The sequence below is a fragment of the Pararobbsia alpina genome (assembly GCF_902859895.1).
Classification (GTDB): domain Bacteria; phylum Pseudomonadota; class Gammaproteobacteria; order Burkholderiales; family Burkholderiaceae; genus Pararobbsia; species Pararobbsia alpina.
Genome location: NZ_CADIKM010000012.1, coordinates 49097 through 71200 on the forward strand (window position 1 = coordinate 49097; position 22104 = coordinate 71200).

Annotated in this window: 20 protein-coding genes; 12 read left to right on the forward strand and 8 right to left on the reverse strand. The window is 62.0% G+C overall.

What is annotated here, in order from left to right:
• The first annotated feature begins 249 nt into the window (after positions 1-249).
• Together HV670_RS14420 and HV670_RS14425 are read left to right on the forward strand one after the other, a co-directional pair.
• Positions 250-573, forward strand: coding sequence for a hypothetical protein (locus HV670_RS14420; protein ID WP_175105472.1), 324 nt, complete (start codon positions 250-252; stop codon positions 571-573).
• Between the two features lie 54 nt (positions 574-627).
• Positions 628-912, forward strand: a complete 285-nt coding sequence (locus HV670_RS14425; protein ID WP_175105473.1) for a YtcA family lipoprotein — start codon at positions 628-630, stop codon at positions 910-912.
• Between the two features lie 102 nt (positions 913-1014).
• Here HV670_RS14425 and HV670_RS14430 read toward each other — a convergent pair whose 3' ends face one another.
• From HV670_RS14430 to HV670_RS14440, 3 genes are all read right to left on the reverse strand, one after another.
• Complete coding sequence (locus HV670_RS14430; protein WP_175105474.1) at positions 1015-1731, reverse strand: dienelactone hydrolase family protein; 717 nt, start codon at positions 1729-1731, stop codon at positions 1015-1017.
• An 84-nt stretch (positions 1732-1815) separates the two neighbouring features.
• Positions 1816-2595 (reverse strand): DUF2182 domain-containing protein, encoded by a 780-nt coding sequence (locus HV670_RS14435; protein ID WP_175105475.1) that lies wholly within the window; start codon positions 2593-2595, stop codon positions 1816-1818.
• Positions 2596-2646: 51 nt separating this feature from the next.
• Positions 2647-3414, reverse strand: coding sequence for a DUF899 domain-containing protein (locus HV670_RS14440; RefSeq protein ID WP_175105476.1), 768 nt, complete (start codon positions 3412-3414; stop codon positions 2647-2649).
• Positions 3415-3512: 98 nt separating this feature from the next.
• Between HV670_RS14440 and HV670_RS14445 the strand changes: the two genes are divergently transcribed.
• Both HV670_RS14445 and HV670_RS14450 read left to right on the forward strand, forming a co-directional pair.
• The gene (locus tag HV670_RS14445; RefSeq protein WP_175105477.1) at positions 3513-4733 is read left to right on the forward strand and encodes a helix-turn-helix domain-containing protein; all 1221 of its coding nucleotides are present in this window, start codon (positions 3513-3515) and stop codon (positions 4731-4733) included.
• 9 nt (positions 4734-4742) lie between these two features.
• Complete coding sequence (locus HV670_RS14450; protein WP_175105478.1) at positions 4743-5432, forward strand: Vgb family protein; 690 nt, start codon at positions 4743-4745, stop codon at positions 5430-5432.
• 25 nt (positions 5433-5457) lie between these two features.
• Here HV670_RS14450 and HV670_RS14455 read toward each other — a convergent pair whose 3' ends face one another.
• The 3 genes from HV670_RS14455 to HV670_RS14465 form a co-directional block, all read right to left on the reverse strand.
• Entirely contained in the window at positions 5458-6354 is an 897-nt protein-coding gene (locus HV670_RS14455) for a LysR family transcriptional regulator (RefSeq protein WP_175105479.1), read from the reverse strand.
• 239 nt (positions 6355-6593) lie between these two features.
• The gene (locus tag HV670_RS14460; protein WP_175105480.1) at positions 6594-7232 is read right to left on the reverse strand and encodes a LysE family translocator; all 639 of its coding nucleotides are present in this window, start codon (positions 7230-7232) and stop codon (positions 6594-6596) included.
• A 96-nt stretch (positions 7233-7328) separates the two neighbouring features.
• A complete protein-coding gene (locus tag HV670_RS14465) occupies positions 7329-8405 on the reverse strand; it encodes a LacI family DNA-binding transcriptional regulator (RefSeq protein WP_246257423.1) in 1077 nt (358 codons plus the stop codon).
• 262 nt (positions 8406-8667) lie between these two features.
• Here HV670_RS14465 and xylA point away from each other — a divergent pair, with 262 nt between their 5' ends.
• The 7 genes from xylA to HV670_RS14500 all read left to right on the forward strand — a co-directional run bounded on the left by xylA (position 8668) and on the right by HV670_RS14500 (position 16479).
• Positions 8668-9984: a xylose isomerase gene (gene xylA / locus HV670_RS14470; protein ID WP_175105481.1), complete on the forward strand. Its 1317-nt coding sequence runs from the start codon at positions 8668-8670 to the stop codon at positions 9982-9984.
• A 199-nt stretch (positions 9985-10183) separates the two neighbouring features.
• The gene (locus tag HV670_RS14475; RefSeq protein WP_175105482.1) at positions 10184-11458 is read left to right on the forward strand and encodes an extracellular solute-binding protein; all 1275 of its coding nucleotides are present in this window, start codon (positions 10184-10186) and stop codon (positions 11456-11458) included.
• Positions 11459-11535: 77 nt separating this feature from the next.
• Positions 11536-12468 (forward strand): carbohydrate ABC transporter permease, encoded by a 933-nt coding sequence (locus HV670_RS14480; protein WP_175105483.1) that lies wholly within the window; start codon positions 11536-11538, stop codon positions 12466-12468.
• Position 12469: 1 nt separating this feature from the next.
• Positions 12470-13354: a carbohydrate ABC transporter permease gene (locus HV670_RS14485; RefSeq protein WP_246257427.1), complete on the forward strand. Its 885-nt coding sequence runs from the start codon at positions 12470-12472 to the stop codon at positions 13352-13354.
• A gap of 165 nt (positions 13355-13519) precedes the next feature.
• Entirely contained in the window at positions 13520-14653 is a 1134-nt protein-coding gene (locus tag HV670_RS14490) for a Gfo/Idh/MocA family protein (protein ID WP_175105484.1), read from the forward strand.
• Positions 14646-15323 (forward strand): ThuA domain-containing protein, encoded by a 678-nt coding sequence (locus HV670_RS14495; protein WP_217478422.1) that lies wholly within the window; start codon positions 14646-14648, stop codon positions 15321-15323. Before HV670_RS14490 ends, HV670_RS14495 begins: the two co-directional genes overlap by 8 nt.
• Before the next feature lie 16 nt (positions 15324-15339).
• Positions 15340-16479 (forward strand): ABC transporter ATP-binding protein, encoded by a 1140-nt coding sequence (locus tag HV670_RS14500; RefSeq protein WP_175105485.1) that lies wholly within the window; start codon positions 15340-15342, stop codon positions 16477-16479.
• 32 nt (positions 16480-16511) lie between these two features.
• Here the strand turns inward: HV670_RS14500 and HV670_RS14505 are convergent, their stop codons facing one another.
• Positions 16512-18080 (reverse strand): SH3 domain-containing protein, encoded by a 1569-nt coding sequence (locus HV670_RS14505; RefSeq protein ID WP_175105486.1) that lies wholly within the window; start codon positions 18078-18080, stop codon positions 16512-16514.
• A gap of 316 nt (positions 18081-18396) precedes the next feature.
• On the reverse strand, positions 18397-19833 hold the full coding sequence (locus HV670_RS14510) for a DHA2 family efflux MFS transporter permease subunit (RefSeq protein ID WP_175105487.1): 1437 nt from the start codon (positions 19831-19833) through the stop codon (positions 18397-18399).
• A gap of 436 nt (positions 19834-20269) precedes the next feature.
• On the opposite strand from HV670_RS14510, the gene HV670_RS14515 reads away from it, so the two are divergent.
• Positions 20270-21922: an FAD-dependent oxidoreductase gene (locus HV670_RS14515; protein WP_175105488.1), complete on the forward strand. Its 1653-nt coding sequence runs from the start codon at positions 20270-20272 to the stop codon at positions 21920-21922.
• Positions 21923-22104: the final 182 nt, after the last annotated feature.

The window sequence follows — 22104 nt, forward strand, 5'->3', positions numbered from 1 at the left end:
TCTGCGCAAGCGGCGCGCGAGTGGGGAAACTCTCGATTGGTCTGGTGAAAATATGCATTGCTAAGCAGTCGAACGTGTCCACTCATCCGCTCATCCGTCTTGACGAACTCCGACAAAAAACCCGTTTGAAGCGAGTCGAAGCACACGGCTACTGGAATACAATGTCTCGATAAAGCAGGTCTGCCAGGTTCTCTTCCCAGCCACATTGAACCTGCGCGCAATTCGAGCGGACGTTATCGGAGACATGCAATGAGCCAGATATTTTCCTCTGATGAAACCGAGAACCTCAATCAAAGCACCGAAGCATCGGTAACGGCGTTGGCAGTACAAATCAACGCGTTTGTAGACGACGGTACACTCGATAGCCGCTGCGCTGCGAGGCTCATGAAACGATTAAAAAAAGAAGCCGGACTGATTGTCGACAACGGTGGCTCGACCCGGACCGGGCGCAAGGAACTCGAAGAGGCATTTCGCGCCGTGGACGCATCTCTTCGCGAGCACGACGCAAAGCTGCTGGTTGCCGCCATCGCCGCATTGCGAGTATCGGATAGCGCGGGAGGCAATGGCGCGTGAGGGGCCGCCAGCGCTCCCCAGGCCGGGAGCCCTTTCCTTTGGAGCGACTTCTACATGCCGGTCTTCAGAAGGGAAGCGATACGCGCGTTTAGCGTTGCCGCAGTTGCGGCGGTCCTGACAGCAGGATGTGCCAGTACGTCACCCTCCATTAGCGTGCTCGGTGCCTACTTCCCGGATTGGCTGTTCTGCATCGTGGCGGGCGTCGCTCTTACTATCGTCGCCTACATAGTTCTGGAGCGTACCCAATATAGCCACCGGTTGGGGCCATCTGTGGTGGTCTATCCCACGCTCACAACACTCTTTGCACTCGCTGTTTGGCTGATCCTCTTTCAACATTGAATCTCCAAGCCGCGATCGTTTGGTGCGGACCGCTGGCGGCGCCCCGATGCCCATCTTGGCAAGGGACACCGCAAGCGGCCCGCTTGTCTCACTATTTCGGAATCAGCCTTGTTGCGTCCACAGCGTACGACCCAGGAAGGTCAGCGTGCGGTCCCATGCCAGCTGCGACCAGGCCGGATCGAACTGGGTCCTGGAGATACGGCCGGGCCCCACTGCCGTTTCATTCGCGAATGCATGGTAGGCAAGGTAGCGGTGAAACTCGAGGTCGACATTCGCCCCGGTCAATTTGGCTTCCAGTGCGTCAACCGAGTCAGCCGTAAAGAACGCATCCTGCGTGGCCCAGTGACCGAGCACCGGAACCTTGATCTTCGATGCGTCAATGTACTCGAGCGGCGGAAGGCCGTACCACACGACTCCGGCCGATACCTCCGGGATGTTGCATAGCGCCAGCAACGTGAGCGCACCGCCCATGCAGAAGCCGGTCACGGCGACCCGCTCCGACTGCTGCTTCAGATACTGCACGGCGCCGCGAATATCCTGACCAGCCGCGTCGCCAAAGTCGAGCTCGTTCAGGAAATGGTTCGCTTCTGCCTCTTCGACCGTCGTTTTTCCGCGGAACAGATCGGGCACCAACGCCAGATAACCGGACTGCGCAAGCCGGTCCGCCACGCCGCGGATCTGGTCGTTCAACCCCCACCATTCCTGAATCACGACGATGGCGGGTGCGCCCTCGAGCTTCTCGGGTTTTGCCAGATAGCCCTGGACGTCCTGGCCGTCGGGGCGGCGAAAGGTGATGATGGATCCTGATGTTTGTTTCATGAGGGGGTCCTCGAGTCGACGAAACCCATAGCATAGCGTCAGTGGCGCGATCATGCCGGCGGGGGGGGGGCATGCCCACTTGAGTCAACGTACGTACAGCAACCCTGCGCCGACGGCGATGACGACGACTCCGATGGCTCGCGCGACGCGCTCACCGGCGGGTGCGAGACGTTCGACGGTGATGGCTGTCGTCACGACGGCCATCACGCGCAGGTCCATGACGCCGATGACGAGGAGGATCGCCGTCAGGCCGGCACAGGAGTAGCTGCAGTGAAGGCCGAGGCGCAAGCCGTGTCGCCAGGCCGTGCCGGCGTCCGCCGGCAAGGTACGGCCGCGCCCTGGTGCCTCCCTGCAACAGGCAAGGTGATGGGCCTTCCATGGAGTGAACTGGAGCGCGCCGGCGATCAGGACGACCCCACCGACCGCGATCGGAACGGCGCGCGCCAGCGTCGGCAATTGCATCTCGATCGCCGCCGTCGCGACACCCAGCGCAAAGGCGGCCATGCCGAACGCAGTCCACACCAAGAAGTACCCCAAACCAACCAGCGCGGTCAGCCGATCCAGACGCGTCTCGCCTGTCCTGCCGACGGACTGCCGGTATCGCCAAAGCATGGGCACCAGGGATGGCAGCATCATCGCTACCATCATCACGATCCACATGCCGAGGAATGACGCCGCAGCGCCGGGCCACGTCTGTCCAGGCATCCGCATCCACGTCATCGACATCGTCCAGCCGCCCGGCATCAGCATCTCGCTCATCGCCGACATCGACGCGCGCCAGACGATGGTCCCTGTCGTGCTGGCAACGAAGAGCAGCGCCGAGACGCCGACGAAGGCTCGGTGGGGTAGGTCCTCAGAGTCCATACGTGAGATCTCCCGTCGCCCGGGTTGCGCGAGCGTCACCCATGATCGGGCTCAGCGCTTGTCGTACTGATCGTGGCGGCGCCACCAGAGGCCCGTCTCGTTGCGCCCCCTGGGGGCGCGATCGAGCCATTGGTACATGCCCCAGAGGCCGTCCAGTCCGCGCGCATAGGTGGAATAGGTGTGGTGGACGACACCGTCCTCGAGCACGAACGCGCTCATGCCGGGTCTGTCGCGCGAGAAGGTGAGCGCGTCGGTTCCGCATTCGGCCGCGAACCGGGCGACGGCCTCCGGGACCTTTGTCGCGTCCATTGCGTGGCCGCCCCGCCGGTAGTTGTATTCGATGGCTGCCCCGCGTTGTTGCTCCTCGGTGAACGAGACGTTGAAGTCGAAGTTGAATTCGCCGCCGATCGAGGACGCCCAGGGAAACGTCCACCCCATTCGCTGCCTGTACGCCTGCAGCTTCGCGAACGGCGCTCGCGACACCGCCGAAAGCGTCACGTCGTGGTGTGCCAGGTGGACGACGAAGCCGTCGAAGCCGTCCGCAATGTTCGAGCACGACGGGCACCCCGCCACGTAGTCAGGCCCGAACATGAAGTGGTAGATGAGGAGTTGCGAACGCCCTCTGAAGAGGTCTGCCAGCGAAACATTCCCTTCATCAGTCTCGAATCGGTAGGCCTTGTCGACGCGGACCCACGGCAGCGCCTGACGTTGCCGTGCCAACTCGTCGCTGCGCCGCGTAAGCTCCTTCTCCGCCTCGAGCAGCTCGAGCCGAGCTGCCAACCACGCTTCACGGGACCCGGTCATGTGCGTCGTCGTCATTTTCCCCTCCGTTGTGTCTGTCGTCGTTCGTTAGCAGTCGTGTGCTAGATTAGTACCGGGCATCGAACGGTGGGAGTGACAAGTGTGGCGGGATTCAAATGGACTCGCTAATCACGGCGGCAGCGCGTGCGCTCGCGGCGGGTGATCCCCTCGGCGCGCTGAACCGGGTTGCCTTGCGCGACGATGCGCCTGCGCTGGCGCTTCGAGGCATTGCCATGGCGCAACTCGGCGATCTCGTTCGAGCGAAGGCGCTCGTGCGAAGTGCGGCTCGGGCCTTCGGTCCGAAAGAGGCAGTGGCTCGCGCGAGATGTGTCGTCGCCGAGGCCGAGATCGCGCTCGTCTCACGTGATCTGGGCTGGCCCGCGAAGGCGCTCGACGCAGCGCGGGCAACGCTCGAAGCGCACGGTGACCGGGTGAACGCCGCACATGCACGGCATCTCGAAGTCCGGCGCCTCCTTTTGATCGGGCGCCTCGACGAGGCCGAGCGTACGCTTTCCGAGCTCGTCCCCGTGCTCTTCCCTCCGGCGTCGAGGGTCGCCCACGAGTTGGTCGTTGCGGGGATCGCGATGCGACGCCTGCAAACGAAGACGGCGCACGCTGCGCTCGCCCGGGCCGGGCGTGCTGCGCGCCACGCAGGTATCCCGGCGCTGACGGCGGAGGTCGAAAGCGCATCTCTCGCTTTGAACACGCCCGCAGCCCGCCTGATTGCGCGTGGCGAGGAGCGGCTCCTCCTGCTCGAAGAGGTTGAAGCGTTACTGGCGTCGAGAGCGCTCGTCGTGGATGCGTGCCGATATGTCGTACGTGACGCGGGCACGGTGGTCTCGCTCTCGACGCGTCCGGTGTTATTCGCGCTCGCACGCGCGCTGGCCGAAGCGTGGCCCGCGGACGTGCCGAGGGACACCCTCGTCGCGCGGGCATTCCGGGCGAAGCTTGCCGATGAATCGCATCGCGCACGGTTGCGCGTCGAAGTCGGGAGGCTCCGCACGATGCTTCGGACGCTGGCCGGCGTGAGTGCGACGAAGCGAGGGTTCGTGCTCGTGCCGCGCCACGCACGCGAGGTCGTCGTGCTGGCACGGCCCGTCGAAGAGGCGCATGCGGCGGTGCTCGCCTTCCTCGCCGACGGCGAATCGTGGGCGAGCTCGGCCTTGGCGCTTGCGCTTGGAGCCAGCCAGCGCACCATGCAGCGGGCACTCGACTCGCTTGCCGCAGCAGGCAAGGTGCAGTCATTTGGTCGGGGGCGAGCTCGACGTTGGATGACCCCGTCCGCGTCGGGATTCACGACGACCTTGTTACTTTCCGCTCCTTTACCGACTGATTAGGATGCCAGCATGAATCGATCAGCTGCCAAAATCGTCCGTGAATATGGACCCTTTCCGGGTGTCGACCGCGTGAATGGGGTCACGTATGACGGCCAGCAAGTCTGGATTGCCGTTGGCGACAAGTTGAACGCCTTCGATCCGGCGAGTGGGAAGACGCTGCGCTCGATTGACGTCGCCGCGCATGCAGGAACGGCCTTCGACGGTCAGCACCTGTTTCAGATCGCCGAGGATCGCATCCAGAAGATCGATCCGAAGACCGGCCATGTGCTCGCCACGATCCCGGCACCCGGCGGCGGCGGCGGTGACTCGGGGCTCGCGTGGGCCGAAGGGACGCTCTGGGTGGGGCAGTATCGGGACCGGAAGATCCATCAAGTCGATCCCCAGACAGGGACGATTCTTCGCACCATCGAGTCCAACCGCTTCGTCACGGGAGTCACGTGGGTCGACGGAGAGCTCTGGCATGGCACCTGGGAGGACGACGAGAGCGAGTTGAGGCGAATCGAACCTCGAACGGGAGAGGTCCTGGAGAGGCTCGAGATGCCGCCTGGAGTAAGCGTGTCGGGGCTCGAGTCCGATGGTGGCGATCAGTTCTTCTGCGGAGGCGGAAGCAGCGGGAAGGTGAGAACCGTGCGCCGACCCGGCCGAGGCGCCACGGTCGACACGGATTCCGAAATCCCCGTCGATTCCACGAGCAGGTGATCGAAGCTCGACGACTACCGCAACCTCAAACCGGATCCTTCATCGATGCCACGACAAAGTCGACAAATACCCGCGTGCGAGGGGGCAGGTGCGTTCGCGTGGGATAGATTGCGTAGAGATTGATCACGTTGTGGGCAAAGGAAGGAAGCAACTCGATGAGACGACCTTGCTTCAGGTCGTCCTTGATATCCCACAGGGCCTTGAGTCCAACGCCTCGTCCCATGAGTGTCCATCCGTGCAAGACTTCCCCGTTGTTCGTCAGGAGCGTGCCCTTCACCTGGATCTCCCTTGGCTTGTTGTCCTCGGTGAACGACCAACGATCAAAAATATGGCGTCCTCGCACCAGACAGATGCAATCGTGCTGAAGCAGATCGTCCGGTACCGCCGGGACACCGTGTTGCGCGACATACTCGGGCGAGGCGCAGACCACGCGGCGACTTGAAATAAGCTGACGGCTGATCATGCTGCCATCCGTCGGCTGCTCGATGAGCAGGCCGACATCCAGTTCATTGCCCACGAGATCGACCTGGGAATCGCTGAGCACAAGTTCGACAGAAACGCGCGGGTATTGCTTTGAGAATTCGGCGATCAGCGGCCCGATGCGACGTCTCCCGATCTCGAGCGGCGCGCCGACCCGGATATGCCCTTGGGGCGCTGAGACATTGGCCGCGAGTTCCGCCTCCGCCGCGTCAAGGTCCGCAAGAATCGCAACCGCTCGCTCAAAGAACCGGCTGCCCTCGTCCGTCAGGGCGAAATGGCGAGTGTTGCGGTCGAACAGCCGCACGCCGAGCCGCGCCTCCATGGCCGAGAGACGCCGGCTCATCGCGGGTAACGAACTGTTGAGGCGCCGCGCAGTTTCAGACAGGCTGCCCGCGGTCGCCATGCGAACAAACAGTCGCAGGTCGCTGATCTCGTCACTCATGCTCGATCCATTCGGTTTTGTAAAGGATGCGCTCCTCTTCGCGTATCCACTTGCTTTCAGAAGCCGCTTTCATACGGTCGCTAACCGTATCACAAAGCGGAGTGAAGCCCCTCCATTGTAAGGGGGGCAGAGTCATGGCAATCGCCGAAAAAGCGCTAGAGGAGATTTCCACTGAATGCAATATGGGTGATCGCTCAACGCCAACCCTGATCGCCACATCGGACTGATCGCCCCGAACCTCAGATGCCGACCCTGTGAGCGGTGTAAATCAATCGGAGTCCAAGTGTCGCGATGGCTGTCGCCGCAACACGATCGATCCATTTTTTCATGCGCAGGTAGACTTCGCGCGGACGCCGGCTCGAAAAGCACAACGCGACGATCGAGTACCAACCCGCTTCGATCGAGAAAATCATCGGCGGCAGCGCGATATAACACCAGAGCGGCGGATGCTGCGGAAGCAAGGCCGCGAAGATGCTGCCATAGGCGACCGCGGTTTTCGGATTGCTGAGTTGCGTGGTGAGACCCGTCCAGAACGATTTCCTCACATTCCCCGCTTGCGCGATGCGACCGTCTTCGACGATCAAGGAGCTCGACGCCCCGCGCCAGATCTTCGATGCGAGATAGACAAGGTAGAGCCCGCCCGCAATCTTCAAGCCGGCATAGAGCCACCCGACCGCACTGAGCAGCGTATACAGTCCGGCGAGTGCCACTCCGCTGAAAAAGACACCGCCCAGCCCCATCGCAATGGCAGTCGCCAGCCCGTCGGCACGCGATACGCCGATGGACGTCCGGGCGACGAGCACAAAACTGGGTCCGGGGCTCATGGAGCCGATCAACAGGGCGGCAAGGAGGGCTAGCACAGCGGTTGAGGTGGTCATCGGCTTTCTCCTGGAAAGTGCGCGCAGCTGCAATGCGCGAACATAGCACGACATGGCATGGCGGAATCGAGCGTCGCATGGAGCGGATTTCCTGCCTCACACCCCCGCGCTCGCCCCCCGCGTACCCACCGGCACCCGTCCCGTCGCGCTCAGCGCAGCGGTACTCGCCCTGACGACGAGTTCGGTCGGCAAGGTCACGCGCGGCGACGCGACGTCGATCCCATTGATCTGCGCGAGCAGTGTGTTGACTGCCGAGCGCCCCATCCAGACCAGCGGCTGCCGGATCGTGGTCAGCGGCGGGTGGGTCTGTGCGGCCATCGGAATATCGTCGAAGCCGATCAGCGACACATCGTTCGGGACGCTGAGGCCCGCGTCCTTGATCGCGTCGAGTGCACCGAATGCCGCCATATCGTTGACCGCGAAGATCGCGGTTGGACGCTTCTTCAACCCCAGCAGCCGTCGTGCTGCTTCAAAACCGCCGCGCTGGGTATAGTCGCCGGCCGAGATCAGGTGCGGATCGACCCTCAACCCGTGTTGCGCGAGCACGTGCTGATAGGCCGTCAGGCGCTCGGTCGACGCACCGGGCTCATCAGGTCCCGTCAGAAAACCGATACGGGTATGCCCGAGTTCGAGCAGATGACGCATGGCCATCGAAGCGCCTTCGTAATGATTCGAGGCAATCGTCGGCAGCGCGGCCACTTCGCCACGATGATCGAGGATGACGATCGGCATGCTCGCCGCATAGAGCGCCTTCACATAGTCGGTGGCTCCGCGCGGCAGGATTGCGATCAGCCCGTCGGCGAATTGCTGGAGCAGTCGCAGCACTTCATCGTGACTGCGTCGCGTCTCGTCGAACAGGGTATACACCAGCATCTCATAGTCGACCTTGCGCGCGGCCTCACCGGCGCCGATCAGCAGCTCGCCGATAAACTGGTTCGTGAGATCCGGCGCGAGCACGGCGATGATCCGGCTGCGCCCGTTCGAAAGCTTGCGCGCGGCGACGTTGACGCGGTAGCCAATCTGCGTCGCGATGCGCACGACCTCGTGCCGCGTCTTGGCCGAAACACCGCTGCGGCCGTTCAGCGCACGCGATGCGGTCATCTGGGACACGCCCGCGCGTTGCGCAACATGCGCGAGCGTCACCGGTCCATCGCTCATCAGGGGCTTGTCCATTGCGCTCCGATCCTCTTGATTGCACCGGATCATAACGTTAGCGATAACGTTAAACAACGCGTCAAAAGCATCTCGAAAGCACTGCAGCGAGGCCGCAGAGCCATGATGCATAAGGGTTTTTCCGGTGTCCAATTGCGCACCTGCACAGTTAAGAAACACTACCTGTGCCACCAAATTTCATAATTGCGGCCGGCATCGGCGCAGCGGCATCATGTGTCACCCGAGCAATCGGCACTTCTCGCGCAACCGGACCGATCCGCAAATGAGTTATTTCGAAAAGATTCCCGCAGTCAAATACGAAGGCCCGCAATCGACCAATCCGCTGGCATTCCGCCACTACGACAAGTCGAAGAAAATCCTCGGTAAAACGCTCGAGCAGCATCTGCGTCTCGCGGTTTGCTACTGGCATACCTTCGTGTGGCAGGGCAATGACATTTTCGGCCAGCCGGTGTTCGACCGTCCGTGGCATCGTGCGGGCGATCCGATAGAACGCGCGCACCTGAAGGCCGACGCCGCGTTCGAGTTCTTCTCGAAGCTCGGCACGCCGTACTACACGTTCCACGACACCGACGTCGCGCCTGAAGGCGATTCGATCAAGGAATATGTCAACAACTTCAAACGTCTTACCGATGTGCTGCAGAAAAAGCAGTCGGAAACCGGCGTGAAGCTGCTGTGGGGCACGGCCAACCTGTTCTCGCACAAGCGTTATATGGGCGGTGCCGCGACCAACCCGAATCCTGAAGTGTTCGCTTATGCGGCGACACAGGTATTTCACGCGTTGAGCGCAACACACGAACTCGGCGGCGAGAACTATGTGCTGTGGGGCGGCCGCGAAGGTTACGAGACGCTGCTCAACACCGATCTGCGCCGCGAGCGCGAACAGATCGCGCGCTTCCTCAAGATGGTGGTCGATCACAAGCACAAGATCGGCTTCAAGGGTGCGCTGCTGATCGAGCCGAAGCCGCAGGAACCGACCAAGCATCAATACGACTACGACGTGGCGACAGTGCACGGTTTTCTCAAGCAGTTCGGCCTCGAGAAGGAAATCCAGGTCAATATCGAAGCGAACCACGCGACGCTGGCGGGCCATTCCTTCCATCACGAAATCGCGACAGCACTCGCGCTCGATGTGTTCGGTTCGATCGACGCGAACCGCGGCGATCCGCAGAACGGCTGGGATACCGACCAGTTTCCGAACAGCGCGGAAGAACTCACGCTGGTCATCTATGAACTGACCAAGGCGGGCGGCTTCAAGACGGGAGGCTTCAACTTCGATTCGAAGGTGCGTCGCCAGAGTATCGACCCCGAAGACCTGTTCTATGGCCATATCGGCGCGATCGACCTGCTCGCCGTCTCGGTCGAACGTGCGGCGAAGATGATCGAGAACGATCGCCTGCAAGCCTTCAAGGACGATCGCTACAAGGGCTGGAACGGTGATCTCGGCAAGAAGATCCTGTCGGGCGACCTGTCGCTCGAAGCGCTGCGCGACCTCGCGGTCGACAAGCAGATCAATCCGCCGCATGTGAGCGGCCGTCAGGAGTATCTGGAAGGCGTGGTCAACCAGGCTGTCCACGGTTGATCGTGTCCTGATTCAGCTTGTTGCCGGCGCCGCATGTTTCGATGTTGCGCCGGCAGGCAAGATTGCCTGACGAGGGCGGTTCATGGTCGATCGTTTGTGCGCATGCTGCCACACGTGCCCGACAGAATACCCGCTTGCGCAGTCCTGTATTGCGAGACGTATGTAGTGCAAACCATATCTAAAAAATTCAGGAGACGGCATGAAACAGTATTTGAAACCGATCGCCGCCGCGCTGGTGTTCGCCGCGCTTGCCGCGACGACCGGCGCTTCGTTCGCGGACGACAAGACCATCACCCAGTGGGACCTGAAGACCATCCCGGCCGAGCAGAAGGCTGTCGACGACGCGGTTGCGCGCTTCAAGGCCGCCAATCCGGGCACGGATGTCCAGTCGGTTCACACGCTCAACGATGCCTACAAGACCAAGCTGAAAATTGCGTTTGGCGCGGGCGATCCGCCCTGCGTGTTCGCAACTTGGGGTGGCGGGGTCCTGCACGAGTACGTGAAGGCGAACCAGGTCCTCGACCTGACGCCGTATCTCGATGCCAATCCGGCATTCCGCGACAAGTTCCTGAAGACGTCGTACCAGGTCGTCACCTTCGACAACAAGGTCTACGGCGTCGCCGCCGACAACACCGCGATCGCGACGATCTTCTACAACAAGGCGTTGTTCGCGAAGTACAACCTGCAACCGCCCAAGACTTGGGACGAGCTCGTCAACATCATCAAGGTGTTGAAGTCGCACGACATCGCACCGTTCTCGCTGGCCAACAAGAACAAGTGGACCGGTTCGATGTACTTCATGACGCTGGCCGACCGCATCGGCGGCCCGCAACCGTTCCTCGACGCAGTCTCGCGCAAGGGGAGCTTCGACAGCCCGACGTTCGTCGAAGCCGGCAAGCGATTGCAGGAGCTCGTCAAGATGGGTGCGTTCGCACCGGGCTTCAACGGCCTGGACTACGACACGGGTGCGTCGCGTCGCCTGCTGTATTCGGACAAGGCAGCGATGGAGCTGATCGGCAGTTGGGAAATCTCGGCCTTCAAGAGCGAGAATCCGGACTTCTACAAGAAGGTCGGCGCGTTCATGTTCCCGACGGTGCCGGGCGGCAAGGGTGACCCGAAGGACATCATCGGCACGGTCGGCGACAATTTCTGGAGCATCTCGAAGAGCTGCAAGAACCCGGACGGCGCGTTCAAGCTGATCATGACCCTCAATGACGAACAGTCCATGAAGGATCACGTCGCGACGGGCCGCGTGCCCCCGGTCAAGGGTCTGCGAGGCGACGAACCGCTCGTGAACACCCTGCTCGACGAAGTCGCACAGGCACCGAGCGTGCAGCTCTGGTACGACCAGATGCTGCCGCCGGCCCTCGGCGAACTGCACAAGGATACGACGCAGGCGCTGTTCGGCTTGTCGATGACGCCGGAGCAGGCAGCCCAGAAGATGGAAGCGTTGGCCAAGACTGAACTCAAGTAAGCGGTACGCAGCCGAAGTTGGCTGCGTTCGATGTACGCCTGACGGGGAACCCCGTCAGGCCCGTTCGTGAGACACCGATGAGCGTTTCGCAACAGACTCCTCTTCCGTACGTTCCCGGTCAGACGTCGGACGCGCCGCCCCGTCAATGGTTGACGACGACGCTGTTCCTGCTGCCCACCATCATTCTGTTGTCCGTGTTCCTGATCTATCCGCTGCTCTCCAGTTTCTGGCTGTCGCTGCTGAACTGGAACGGCCTCGGCCAGAACGCGAAATTCATCTGGCTGAACAACTGGATCACGATGGCCCAGGACCCCCTGTTCCTGCGCGCACTGGCGAACAACTGCATCCTCGCCGTGGTCTCGATCGCGGTGCAGATTCCGATCGGGCTCGGGCTCGCCGTGCTGCTCGACAAGGCTGGCAAGCGCTCGCGAATCCTCAAGATCATCTATTTCCTGCCGCTGCTGATGTCGTCGGTTGCAGTCGGCGTGTTGTTCAAGAATTTTTACGATCCGAATTTCGGACCCCTGAACACGGTACTGACCGCGATTGGCTTGGGCAGCTGGGCTGTCGACTGGCTCGGCGATCCGCGCTGGTCGCTGATTGCAACCGCGGCCGTGGTGTGCTGGCAGAGTATTCCGTTCTACATGATCCTGTTTCTCGCGGGGCTCGCCTCGATGCCCGGCGAATTGCGCGAGGCGGCCGTGCTCGACGGAGCCAATGAGTGGACCATCTTCTTTCGGATCACGCTGCCCTACCTGTCGGGCACCATCCGGACCGCGATTCTGCTCGTGATTATCGGGTCGCTGCGTTACTTCGACCTTGTGTTCGTGATGACCGGTGGCGGTCCCGACGGCTCGTCGGAACTCATGGCGACCTATATGTACCGGCAGGTGTTCAATTCCTTCCAGCTGGGCTATGGCAGCGCCGTCGCATCGGGGATGTTCGTGATCGTCGTGGTAGTCGCGGGCCTGGGCATGCGCATCACCCGCCGCTTTGAGACCGAGGTTTGAAATGTGTGCTTCCCCCGTAATCCGGCCCGCGGCTCCGGTCGATGCCATGGCCGCCGGCCGTCGTCTGACGGTGGGCAACGTCGTCATCGGCGTGCTCGCGCTGCTCTGGCTGTTCGTTACCGCAACGCCCTTTCTGTTCATGATTTTCACGAGCCTCAAGGACGCGCCCGAATACATGTCGAGCGAGTCGTGGGCTATGCCGAAGCATTGGGCGTTCGAAAACTATGGAATGTTGCTGACCAACGCGACCTTCTATCGCTACCTGTTCAACAGCGTGCTGGTGGTGATCGTCTCGGTCACGGTGATCGTGATCGTCGGTTCGATGGCAGCCTATGCATTCGCGCGCATCGAGTTCCGTTTCGCCAAGCCCTTGTTTGCCTTTGTCGTTGCCGCGCTGATCGTGCCGGTTCACGTGACGCTCGTGCCGATCTACCTGATGACCAAGCACATGGGACTCTACGATACGGCCGCCGCGCTGATGGGACCGTATATCGCATTCGCGCTGCCGGTATCGATCTTCATCCTGACGGAGTTCATGCGGCAGATCCCGAAGGAGCTCGAGGAAGCGGCTCAGCTCGACGGCTGTGGTCCGTTCAAGATCTTCTGGACGATCTTCTTTCCGCTGTCCGGGCCGGGCCTCGCGACGGTCGCGATCTTCAACGGCATCATGATGTGGAATGAGTTCATCTTCGCCTATGTACTGACTTCGACACCTCAGCATCGCACCTTGCCGCTCGCGATCTGGGACTTCCAAGGCCAGTACGCCTCGAATGTTCCGATGACGCTCTGTGTGGTCGCCTTGACCTCGTTCCCGCTCGTGATCGCTTACGCGTTCGGGCAGGAGCGGATCATCAAGGGCATGATGGCCGGCTCGGTGAAGGGGTAGGGATGCGAACCTCGGGACGGGCGCCTGTGCGATGCAGGCGGGGTCCCGCTGGTGCAGTCACGCAGCAAGTCATGAAACAACGACGCGACGAGGCCTCGATACGGAGACCGTCCAATCGCGTGAGCCCGCGTTGCCGGGAACTTTGATACGAGGGGTCCAATTCGCATGTCTGTCAGTTCGTCAGTCAACCCGCTTCCCTTGCGCGTGGCCGTCATCGGCTGCGGCAACATCAGTGATATCTATCTGAAGAACATGCCGCGCTTCGCGGCCCTGCGTGTGGTCGGCGTAGCCGATCTCGACTTTGCACGGGCCCAGGCTGCCGCCGCGAAGTACGGCATCGAGCGCGCGATTCCACTTGAGCGGGTATTCGACGATCCTGGTGTCGACCTGATCCTGAACCTCACGACGCCCGAGTCGCATGCGTCGATTGCCTTGCGCGCGCTCGAAGGCGGCAAGCATGTCTATGGCGAGAAGCCGCTCGCGCTCGAGCTCGAAGATGGCCGCAGGATCATCGAGACCGCGCAGGCGCGCGGCCTGCGCGTCGGCAGCGCGCCCGATACCGTGCTGGGTGCCGGCATCCAGACGTGCCGCGCGCTGATCGAAGCGGGCGCGATCGGCGAACCCATCGCCGCGAGCGCCTTCATGACCAACCGCGGCCATGAGCGCTGGCATCCGAACCCCGCGTTCTACTATCAGCTGGGCGCCGGTCCGATGTTCGACATGGGGCCGTACTATTTGAGCGCGCTGGTGAACCTGATCGGCCCGATCGCACAGGTATCCGGAATGGCACGTGCGACGTTTGCGCAACGGACGATAACGAGCGAGCCGAAGCGCGGCGAGAAGATCGAGGTCAACACGCCGACCCATATTGCCTCGCAGCTCGGCTTTGCCAACGGTGCGATCGGCACGATCGTGACGAGCTTCGATATCTGGGGTGCCGTGCTTCCGCGCATCGAGATCTACGGTACCGAAGGCAGCCTGAGCGTACCGGACCCGAACACTTTCGGCGGCCCGGTGCGGATCAAGCGCCGTGAGGCCGACTGGGAAGATGTCGCGCTCACGCATCCCTATGCGGAGAACACCCGCGGCCTCGGTGTGGCCGACCTCGCCGAGGCGGTCGCAAGCGGCCGCACCCACCGTGCCAACGGCGAGCTCGCACTGCATGTGCTCGAAGTCATGCAGGCGACGCTCGATGCCGCGACCGGCGGGCGCACGATCACGATTGAACGCAGCACTGACAAACCTTTGCCAATGACGAGCGAACCCTTCGCCGCGAACGTGGAGCACGTGAATGTCTGAGAATCGTCGCAAGGCCCTGATGGTTTCGGGTGGCTGGGCCGGCCATCAACCGACGGAAATCACCGCGCGGTTTGCCGCGCTGCTCGAAGCAAACGGCTTCGACACGACCGTGACCGAATCGCTCGATGCCTATCTCGACAAGGATCTGCTGGCGCGCCAGCACCTGATCGTGAACAACTACACAATGGGCGAGATCGGCAAACAACACGAAGAGAACCTGCTCGCGGCCATCGCCGGCGGCGTTGGCTTTGGCGGTTGGCATGGCGGCGCGGGCGATGCATTCCGCGCGAACCCGGGCTACCAGTTCATGGTCGGCGGCCAGTGGGTCGCGCATCCGGGCAATGTGATCGACTACAAGATTCAGATCACCGAGCCGGGCGATCCGATCGTGGCGGGCTTCGGCGAGTTTGCCGTGAAGTCGGAGCAGTACTACATGCATGTCGACCCGAGCAACGAAGTGCTGGCGACGACGACATTCGACGGTGCCTTTGTCAGCGAGAACGTGCCCTGGGTCAAGGGCGCCGTGATGCCGGTCGTCTGGAAGCGGCGTTGGGGGCAGGGGCGCGTGTTCTATTCGGCGCTCGGCCATGTGAACCCCGATTTCGAAGTCGAGCCGGTCAGGGAAATCACCCTGCGCGGCCTGCTGTGGGCGGCTCGACACAACGCTTGAGCGGAGAAGAAGCATCATGGCAAGTATTTCGCTGAGCAACGTCTACAAGGCCTATGGGACCAACCCGCCGGTCATTCGCGATGTGAACCTGCAGATCGAGAATTCGGAGTTCTGCGTGTTCCTCGGGCCGTCGGGCTGTGGCAAGTCGACGCTGCTCAGAATGGTCGCAGGGCTCGAGACGATCACCGCGGGCGAGCTTCGGATCGGCGGGCAGACGATGAATGCCGTGCCTCCAGCCAAGCGCAAGGTCGCGATGGTGTTTCAGAACTATGCGTTGTATCCGCATATGACGGTCTACGACAACCTCGCGTTCGGTTTGAAGCAGGCAAAGAAGTCGGCTGACTATATCGACCGGAAGATTCGCGAGGCCGCCCGCATTCTCGAGCTCGAGCCGCTGCTCGACCGCAGGCCGAAGGCACTGTCGGGCGGCCAGCGGCAGCGCGTCGCGATCGGCCGTGCAATCGTGCGTGAGCCGGGGGTGTTTCTGTTCGACGAGCCGCTGTCGAATCTCGATGCCTCGCTGCGCGTGCAGACCCGTACCGAGATCGCCCGGCTGCACAAGGCATTCGACCAGGCGAGCGCGATCTATGTGACGCACGACCAGATCGAAGCGATGGCGCTGGCCGACAAGATCGTGCTGCTCCATACCGGTAGTGATACCGAGAAGTTTGGCAGCATCGCGCAGGCCGGTGCCCCGCTCGAGCTCTATCATCGGCCGCGCAGCAAGTTTGTCGCGGGCTTTATCGGTTCGCCGAAGATGAACTTCATCGAAGCAACGGTGGCGTCGGTCGACGCGCAGGGCGTGGTGATCAAGTTACTCGGTGGCGAGACGATTCGCGCCGCCGTTGACGGAGCCGGGGTCGCGAGTGGTCAGGACGTCACGCTCGGGATCCGGCCCGAACACTTCGTGCCCGAAGCCGGGAGCGGCGCGGCGCCCGATGCGCGCCAGGGCATCACGCGCGGCATACGTCTGGTCGAGCGACTGGGCGAGCATTCGTATCTGCACCTCGAAGGCACACAAGGGGAGTCGATGATCGCCAAGCTGCCGGGCGATGCGGCGAATCATGCGGGCGATCGCGTGACGCTGGGCGTGCCGGCAAACCATTGTCATGTGTTCGATGCGAAGGGGCTGGCACTTCCTTTGCTCGATCGATGAGAAGTGGAACCGGCTCCCTGTGGTACGTCGACTCAGCTTGCCGGATCGTCCCCGCTTTCCGGCATCAGTCCCGGGGACGGTTCCGTTTCGAGTGTCATGATCTGGAAGATCGGCGTGGCGGCCAGGGAGCGCAGCGACGGATCTTCGGGGACCTCGAGCGTCAGCGGCATGATCACTGAGCCACCGACGATCGCGCGGCGTGTATTTTCGGCAGGCCGCATGCCCCAGATGTCCTGGTAGACCACGGGGATGGCTTGCCCGTCGAGTGTCGTATTGCCGAGGTAGAGCATCACATGGCCGCCGATATAGACGATCGAGCGTAGCGGTTCTCCATGATGCGCGAGATAGGCGATGCGTTCAGCCGGCGTGTCCGCCGAGATATCGATTTTCGTGCCCGCCGTCATCTGGTTCGACGAATGGCGCGGCAGCCAGATGCCGAACGGTGCGAACACGCTTTGCAGCTCGGATGAGCAATCGTTGTAGAAACCCGTGTTACCCCAGCCATAGGGGCGCCCGATCAAGGCCTTGAGAAGCGTCGCGATGTGATGCGGTGTCACTTGCCAGGGCATCGGGACGATGACTCCGTCGGCAGCAAGCCGGGCGGTGCGAATCTGCGCACGGCCATCGGCATCGATCACGGGCACGAGGACATCGTAGCCCTGCGCATCATGTCCGGCGATCGGCAGCATCGTGCCGGCAGGTGCCGCGAAACGAAAAGCGCCGCTTGCATCGCGTACCGGCACCGAAGCCCCGATGATCGCACCCAGACTCTGCCGGGCCGTCGTGCGCCAGCGTGACACGAATGCATCGTCGACGACGCCGATCGTCGAGCTTGCTATCCAGCCCTGCACATCCGGCGTCTGGACATAGCGCCATGCGCCATCGACCGACGTCCCGACGATATAGACCGGGGTACCCGGACGAATTGCCGAAATCTGCAGATTGTCGAACGGATAGCCTTCGCCCGCGATGCGGCTGTCGGAGAAAGAGGGATCGGCGGTCGGCAGTCCGCGAACGAGCGCATTGTCGATGGCGATTGCACGACGTTTGGGTTCATAGCGGGGACTGCGTTCGAACTGTGCGACATCGAGGTTCGCCGTGATTGCATCGATCCATTCGGCACTGTGCGGCCGCAGGTTCTGCCCATAGCCGAGATGTCGGGTCGACTGGAGCCGGTTGTCATAGCGACTGAGGCGCCGCCGCTGCAAGGCTGCGATATCCGTGCCGGCTTGGCGATAGACCGCCGTGTTGATAAAGGCTTGATTCCATGGAGACGAATCGCGCGCGGCCGTGCCGAAGTACCGTGCAAACAGTGCATCGAAATGCGCACGCTGAACGGCTTCCGGGAGCACCGGACGATCGTAACCGGGGGACGAGGGGGCGATCCAACGATCGACATTCTGGTCGTAGCGGTCGATCGCAAACAGGCTCGTGACTTCAACCGGCTTGTGCGGGGGATTGAACGGCATCCACCACGAACAGCCCGTCAGACTCACTGCGAGGCATGCGCAGAGCAATGCGCCCGAGCCCCGCACCGCCCGGCGGGTAAGTGCGGCGGGACGTGGGGGCAACGAAGCAGGCGCGGGAAGGGGAAACGTCATGCAGGGAGTCAGTCGGGAATCGGTGGGGGAGAACGGCATCATGATACGACGTGTCGCGTTGCCCTGAGATTCGTGGGGGCGAGGGCTGGTTCGAGGGGCACCGAGAAGGAAGTGCGCGACATTGCGAGGAAGTTCGAGTTCAAGGGCCAAGCGGGTCGTGCAGTCAGGCCGTGCGAGCTGCACGAACGTGGCTGCTTACGGGGCCGTCACTGCGCGCTCGACGACGCCCAGGGAGCGAGTCTTTCACTACAAACACGGGTTTCAGCATTTGCTGAAAGTAGTCATTCTAGTGAAATCAATTGCCTCAATTAAAATTTTACGACGGCTTTTCGGATCGACGATGCCCACTAACGTGTTCTCCCGCATTGCTGGAGAGAGTGAGCACATCTGCCACGGCGACCAGGCCCAATATCGCCACCAGTACAAACGCGACGCTGAAATCGGCTGGCGTCAGCGCGTGCGCATCGTGACCATGCCACCAAGCCGCGATTCGCAATGCAACAGCGCCCGCTGCGACGCCCATGCCCATCGACATCTGGCTGATCGTACTCGACAGGGTCGAGGCACCACTCATTTGCGGTTTGGGGACATCAGCGAAACTCACCGTGTTCAGTGCCGTGAATTGCACTGAGCGGGCGAGTCCGCTCAGGAACAGCGCCGCGACAATCCAGACGTAAGGCGTCGCAGGAGTCAGCAGGCTTATCAATGCCAGGGTCAATGCCGAGCAGGCTCCATTGACGATCAGTACAGAGCGAAAGCCGAAGCGCCTCATAAGGGGCGTCGTCACAAGCTTCATCGCCAGGTTGCCGGCGAACATGGCCAGCGTGAGCAGGCCCGATTCAAACGGATTCATGCCAAAGCCGATCTGGAACATGAGCGGTAACAGAAACGGCACCGCGCCAATCGACATCCGGAACAGGGAGCCCCCGCCCATGGCCACCGCAAATGTCCTGATGCGAAGCGCAGACAGATCGATGACCGGATGGGGTGTGCGCCGCAAATGAACCAGGGCCGCCGCGCTTGTCACAACGCCCGCCAGCAGAAACGCGGACGCCAGAGGCCAGGAAGTATCAGCGCTACCGAGCAGTTCCGCCGAGTACATCACCGTTGTGCCCGCAATGCCACACAGCGCGAAGCCGAGGCCGTCGAATGGTCGCGTTTGTCTCTCGTTATCCGGGCCCAGGAAGCGCCATGCCATCGCCATACCGGCGATGCCGAGCGGCACGTTCAGATAGAAGATCCAACGCCAGGTGAAATACGTGGTGATGATCCCGCCCAGCGGGGGACCGATGATCGGGGCAACGAGCGCCGGCCAGGTGATGATCGAGATGGCCCGCATCAAGCCCTCTTTGGGCGTCACGCGCAAGACGGCCAGTCTACCGACCGGCACCATCATGGCGCCCCCGATGCCTTGAAGGATCCGCGTTGCCGTGAATTCGACCAGACCGTGTGCCATACCGCACATCACCGATGCTGTCGTAAAAACGGCGAGGGCGGCGGTGAACACGTTGCGCGTACCAAACCGGTCCGCGATCCAGCCGCTGATCGGAATGAATACCGCGAGTGTCAACAAATAGGATGTGATGCCGATACTCAGATCCGCCGCGTGCATATTGAATGAGCGGGCCATCTGGGGTAGCGCGGTCGCGATGATCGTGCCATCGAGGTTTTCCATGAACATAGCAGCGGCTACCAACGACGTAATAAGCACCGGTGCACCGATGCGCGTTGGGGCGGACGATGAAACGGACATCGGATAAACACTCCTGAAAGGCAATTGCAGGGCGGCCCTTGGCGGTCGACGACCTGCTTGTTGTGTTGGTGTGTAGACGTCTCCTGCAAGGAGGATTTTCTCGCAAGTCAGTCGTCCATGTCGCAAAAATCTGCCTGAACACCATCGCCGTATTCAACATCACTGGCTGGCTCAAGTGCGAAAACATCCCTACCCAAAAGACATATACTCTCTGCGTTTGCTCGCTGACGATGGCGCAGGTATCGGATGCGCTTGTACAACGGGTCGAGCAGCACCGGTCCCGGCAGAAAAGGTCTAGGGACGCTGTCCTTACCCCGCGCCTCATCGGATACCAGGCAATTGAGTCATTGCTTCGCGTATGAGCTCATTGCCAAGCCGAAATACAGCGAAGTCCTTGGAACGCGGTCCAACTCACTTGCCTGCTTTCAAAGAAGCCATGCTGACAATAGACGACATTCGCGCAGTTCCGCTGTTTTCAACACTCCCTGATTCCGAACTCGACCATCTGGCGCAGACAGCAGCCGACCTGCATCTTGGAGCCGGTGAGTTCGCTGTCCATGAAGGTGGAGAACGCGCGCTCTACGCTGTTCTCACCGGCAAGTTGGAGGTCGTCAAGATGTTCGATGGCGTCGAGCGCACGCTCGGTTGGCGTCTGCCGGGAACCATCTTTGGCGAAGTGCCGCTCGCGCTGAGTTCGCCGTTCCCAGGCGGCTATCGAGCCGCGGAACCGTCGCGCGTCATGCGCGTGGACGCCCAGCGCTACTATGCAGTCACCGCCGTATCGCCGGAGGTCGCGACCAAGATGGGCGCCCTCGCGCGCGAGCGTCTTGGCGGCCTACAGGGACTCGCCGCCGAGCCACCCAAGCCGCGTGTGACGATGGTCGGCAGTCGCTGGGATGATGCCTGCACCGGGTTGCGCCAGTTCCTTGCGCGCAACCAGATCAGCTATGACTGGATGACACCCGATGCGCCTGAGCTGACAGCGCGGTGGCCCGGAAGCCGCCCGACGGAGAAGGATTGCCCCGCACTGCGGCTGGTCGATGGGACGCTGCTTAGCCGGCCCGCAACGCGCGAGCTCGCCGAACTTCTGGGTTTGCAGACGAAGCCCCGCTTCGCCGGATACGACACGATGATCATCGGCGCAGGCCCCGCCGGGCTTGCTGCTGCAGTCTATGGCGCGTCGGAAGGGTTGAGCACCGTAGTGGTCGAACGCGAGGCTCCAGGAGGGCAGGCCGGCACCTCGTCGCGCATTGAGAACTACCTCGGCTTTCCGAGCGGCGTGTCGGGTGACGAACTCGCGAGCCGCGCATTGCATCAGGCAAAGCGACTCGGTGCGGAGATTCTCGTGACGCGCTCGGTTGCCCGCATCGATGTCGAGTCGCGCTGCGTCCACCTCGACGGCGGCGATGTCATCCAGGTGCGCACACTCATCCTCGCGACCGGCGTAACGTGGCGCCGCCTTGCGATCGATGGCTTCGACCGCTTCATCGGCAAAGGCATCTACTATGGCGCCGCACGCAGCGAAGCGAGCGCGACTCATGGGCTCGATGTTCACCTGATCGGTGGCGGCAACTCGGCCGGCCAGGCCGCGCTGCACTTCGCCAACCATGCACGCGTGGTCACGCTCGTCATCCGGGGTGACTCGCTGGAAAAAAGCATGTCCCGCTACCTGATCGAGCAGCTTGCCGGGAAGCCGAATGTGGTGGTCAAGTTGCGCTCCGAAGTGGTTGCCGCGTACGGCGATATCCATCTGACCTCGATCGACATCGCCGATCGCGAGAGCGAGACAGTGAGCCGGCACGAGTGCGGGGGCCTCTTTGTGTTCATCGGTGCCGATGCGGAGACAGAATGGCTGCCTGCGGAAATCGCGTGCGACAAACGGGGCTATGTTCTGACCGGTGACGACGTCGTGAAGGCCGGGCGCTGGTCGTGCAGCCGGGACCCCTATCTGCTGGAATCGAGTGTCCCTGGGGTATTTGCCTGCGGGGATGTGAGATTGAGTCCGGTCAAGCGTGTCGCATCCGCAGTCGGCGAGGGGAGCATGGCAATCGCCTTCGCGCATAAGTATCTGCAGCACGACGCCCGATAGGGTTTGGCACTTTAGTCTTTCCGATCATCTGCGCTTTGAGTTCAGAATCGCGACTTGTTGGCGTACGGCGGGATCGTGTTTTTGAAACGGCATCGGATTCGCCGAGTGAACGCGTTTGTCGGCTGCGTGACGGTGCATATCGAGTCGGGGGCGTTGAACGCGTAGGAGGTGGCTGCCCGGTA